This window comes from Sphingobium sp., from assembly GCF_035511395.1.
Classification (GTDB): domain Bacteria; phylum Pseudomonadota; class Alphaproteobacteria; order Sphingomonadales; family Sphingomonadaceae; genus Sphingobium.
The window spans coordinates 1-3329 of the sequence record NZ_DATKFP010000068.1 but is presented as its reverse complement, the minus strand read 5'-3'; the positions used below and the strand labels follow the sequence as shown (position 1 = coordinate 3329).

3 protein-coding genes and 1 pseudogene are annotated in these 3329 nt (G+C 63.4%); 2 read left to right on the top strand and 2 right to left on the bottom strand.

The window, feature by feature from the left end:
* Both VMR39_RS04010 and VMR39_RS04005 read left to right on the top strand, forming a co-directional pair.
* Positions 1–527, top strand: a 527-nt coding sequence (locus VMR39_RS04010; protein ID WP_325414583.1) for an MFS transporter, incomplete at its 5' end; no start/stop codon positions are given.
* Positions 528–542: 15 nt separating this feature from the next.
* The gene (locus tag VMR39_RS04005) at positions 543–1742 is read left to right on the top strand and encodes an acetyl-CoA C-acyltransferase (protein ID WP_325414581.1); all 1200 of its coding nucleotides are present in this window, start codon (positions 543–545) and stop codon (positions 1740–1742) included.
* Between the two features lie 69 nt (positions 1743–1811).
* Here VMR39_RS04005 and VMR39_RS04000 read toward each other — a convergent pair whose 3' ends face one another.
* Together VMR39_RS04000 and VMR39_RS03995 are read right to left on the bottom strand one after the other, a co-directional pair.
* Complete coding sequence (locus tag VMR39_RS04000; RefSeq protein ID WP_325414579.1) at positions 1812–2570, bottom strand: Crp/Fnr family transcriptional regulator; 759 nt, start codon at positions 2568–2570, stop codon at positions 1812–1814.
* A gap of 335 nt (positions 2571–2905) precedes the next feature.
* Positions 2906–3329: pseudogene (locus VMR39_RS03995) on the bottom strand (TetR/AcrR family transcriptional regulator); the annotation flags it as partial.

Genomic DNA, 3329 nt, shown 5'->3' with positions numbered 1-3329 from the left:
CGATGTCCGGCTACAGCCTGGGATCTGCGCTGAACTTTGTGTTGGTGTTCAATATCGGCGCGGTATGCGGCGCGATCTTCGGTGGCTGGCTTGGCGACAAGTTCAATATCAAGCATGTCCTGGTGGCCTTCTACGCGACCGGGGCAGTGTCGCTCACCCTGATGGGATACACGAAGGCCACGGAGCTGCTTTTCCTGCTGGTGTTCGTCGTCGGCGCATCGACGCTGGGCACCCAACTGCTGGCTTACGCATACGCTGGCGAGTTCTATCCCGGGTCCATTCGATCGACCGGCGTTGGCTTCGCCTCGGGGATCGGACGTCTTGGCGCCATCGTGGCACCCGTTCTGATCGGGATGCTGGTAGCGATGAAGCTGCCGCTCGAGCAGAACTTCGTTGCGATCGGAATTGCCGGGGTAATTGGAACGATTGCCGTCGTGATGGTCGACCACCGCCGCAGCGCCTCCGTGCAGACGACGCAAGGCGGCTCGCTCGGCTCGCTCGAGGTGCAGCCGTCCACCCATCAATAGAACAGGGAGCAGGTAATGACCAGAACAGACGATCCGGTAGTGATCCTTTCCGCGGCCCGCACCCCGATCGGTGGCTTCCAGGGAGAACTGGCATCGATGACGGCGCCGGAGCTGGGTGGCGCGGCGATCCAGGCCGCCGTGACGCGGGCGGACATCAATCCCGCAGCAGTCGATGAACTACTGATGGGATGTGTCCTTCCTGCCGGACTTGGGCAAGCCCCGGCGCGGCAGGCGTCCATCATCGCCGGCTTGCCGCTGGGCGTGCCCTGTACGACCATCAGCAAGGTGTGCGGCTCTGGCATGAAATCGGTGATGCTCGCCCATGATCTGCTTGTTGCGGAATCGAACGACCTCATGGTGGCAGGCGGCATGGAATCGATGTCGAACGCCCCGTATCTGTTGCCGAAAGCGCGCGCCGGATACAGGCTTGGCCATGGCAGGCTGATCGACCATATGTTCTTCGACGGTATCGAAGATCATTATGGCGATGAGACGCGTGGTCGGTTGATGGGGACGTTTGCGGAAGACTGCGCCGACGCGTATCGATTCAGCAGGGATGCGCAGGACGAGTGGGCGGTTCTCTCGACGGTGCGCGCGCAGGCGGCCATTCAGCAGGGCCACTTTGCCTGGGAGACCGTGCCGCTGACGGTCGCCGACCGCAAGCGAACGGTGACCGTCCGGGAAGATGAGCAGCCGCTCAAAGCCGACCTGAGCCGCATTTCGTCGCTCAAGCCTGCGTTCAGAAAAGACGGCACGGTGACGGCGGCAACCTCCAGCTCGATTTCGGACGGTGCCGCGGCGATGGTGCTTACCCGTCAGTCCGTCGCGGAGCGCATGGGCCTGCGCCCCATCGCGAAGATCGTCGGCCATTCCAGCCACGCCCAGGAGCCTGCCACATTCACGACTGCGCCGGTTGGTGCCATCCGCAAGTTGCTTGAACGCACGGGATGGGCCTCCTCCGATGTCGATCTGTGGGAAATCAATGAGGCCTTCGCGGTGGTTCCCATGGCGGCGGTGCAGGATCTGAGGCTGGATCGGGACCAGGTGAACATCCACGGCGGTGCATGCGCACTGGGGCATCCTATCGGCGCTTCTGGCGCGCGAATTCTCGTCACGCTGCTTGGTGCGCTTCGAACAACTGGCGGTAAGCGAGGTATTGCAAGCCTCTGCATCGGGGGCGGCGAGGCGACCGCTGTCGCTGTGGAGTTGTGCTGACGAATGGAATGGCAAGGTGACGCGGCACCGTTCCCCGGTGCGCGTCACGGCAGGCCCTTCTGCGAACTTTCAGTCGCCGATGTGGGCGAACCGCCGCAGCGCTTCCAGATCGAGAATTCGTATGGCGCCATACTCCATCGCCAGCATGCCGGCATCGGCCAGCTCGCGAAGCGCCCGATTGGTGTTCTGGCGCGACAGGCCGGACAAACGCCCGACTTCTTCCTGCGACAAGCTCAGGATCCGCTCGGTGGACGGGTAGAGTTGGCGGTGAAACAGTTCGGCCAGGCAGAAGGCAACGCGAGCCGCCGCTTCATGCAGGCGGGGGTTGTGGACCAGGCCAACATAGTAGCCGCACCGGGCATTGAGCTGGTCGATGACATAGCGGCTGAAGGCGGGATTGCGTTCCAGGAGCCAAAGGAAAGTCGCGCGGGGCACAAAGGCCACGCGGCTTTCCTTGATCGCAACGACTGAATAGGGGCGCGGCTCGCTCTTCAGGACCGCCCCCTCACCAAACCATGATCCGGCCGGGACGCCGGCGAACGTGATGGCCCGTCCGCAGGCCGAGGCGGTGTCGACCTTCACCATGCCTGCGATGACGGCCAGCCAGTGATCGGCCGGATCCCCACGATGGCAAGCGACGCCGCCAGCGGGATATTGGCGCTCGTAGATGTCGGCCTGCACTCTGGCTTGTTCCTCGGCCGTCAAGCCAGCAAACCATGTCGAGCTCTCGACGAAGGATGCTAGCGAGGGGGAACGGGCCGGTCCGGTGTGCAGGAGAAACTCGGGGGTAATGGACCGTTCCCGATGCGGATTCGACAGCGTTTGCATGACAGCTCCATTCTTGCGTGGGCGACGCGCGCGAGCGGCCGCACGCACCGTTCACAACAGCGACGCGGGCGCATCCGCCGGTACTGCGCTCCTGCGCCATTCACGCAGCCGATCTTAAGTGAAATCGTGATTTCACTTAAGGCTATGGCGCGTGCCCTTCTCTGTCAAGAACCGACTGGGCAGGGAAAACACTGAAGAATAGCGAAATAGGGAGAGAATTGCGGCGCAGGAGCCTCAAGCGGTGTGTGTCCGCAGTCTTCCGTAAGTGAAACCGAGATTCTCTTTGCAGGGCGCGAGGTGTTGCAAATGCCTGCTAAGCCGCGAACGACGCAATCTCAGGCCGGGAAACTCAAGGGGCGGCCGGAAACACCGCGAAGGCAGAAAGTGATGATGGCTGTCGCCTGAGGGCTCAACGGCGTGGCATGTGGCCGGGTTTCGGAGCTCAGCGGGGCGACGAGTCCTTCGAACAGGCAGCCGACGATGCAGTCAGCCGACGCCGCGGCATCCTGGGCCGGAAATTCGCCGTCGGCAACACCCTGCTCGATGATGGTCTTGAATACCCTGGACAGCGCACGGTGATAGGTCAGCCTTGCTGCCTCGACGTCGGGCTCTACCGGCTCGGCAACCAGCGCGTGCGCGAGCCGGCGGCCTCGCAAGGCGCGACTGGCAAAGGTCCACGCGGCTGCGCCAAGCCGCTCGCACGCGGTCCCTTCGCCCATGGCGATGCCTGCAACCACGTCGACTTCCCGTTGCGCCGTC

Bases quoted from the DNA above. Each gene is read 5' to 3' on its own strand.
- VMR39_RS04005 (WP_325414581.1), top strand. From the start codon at position 543: ATGACCAGAACAGACGATCCGGTAGTGATCCTTTCCGCGGCCCGCACC.
- VMR39_RS04000 (WP_325414579.1), bottom strand. From the start codon at position 2,570: ATGCAAACGCTGTCGAATCCGCATCGGGAACGGTCCATTACCCCCGAG.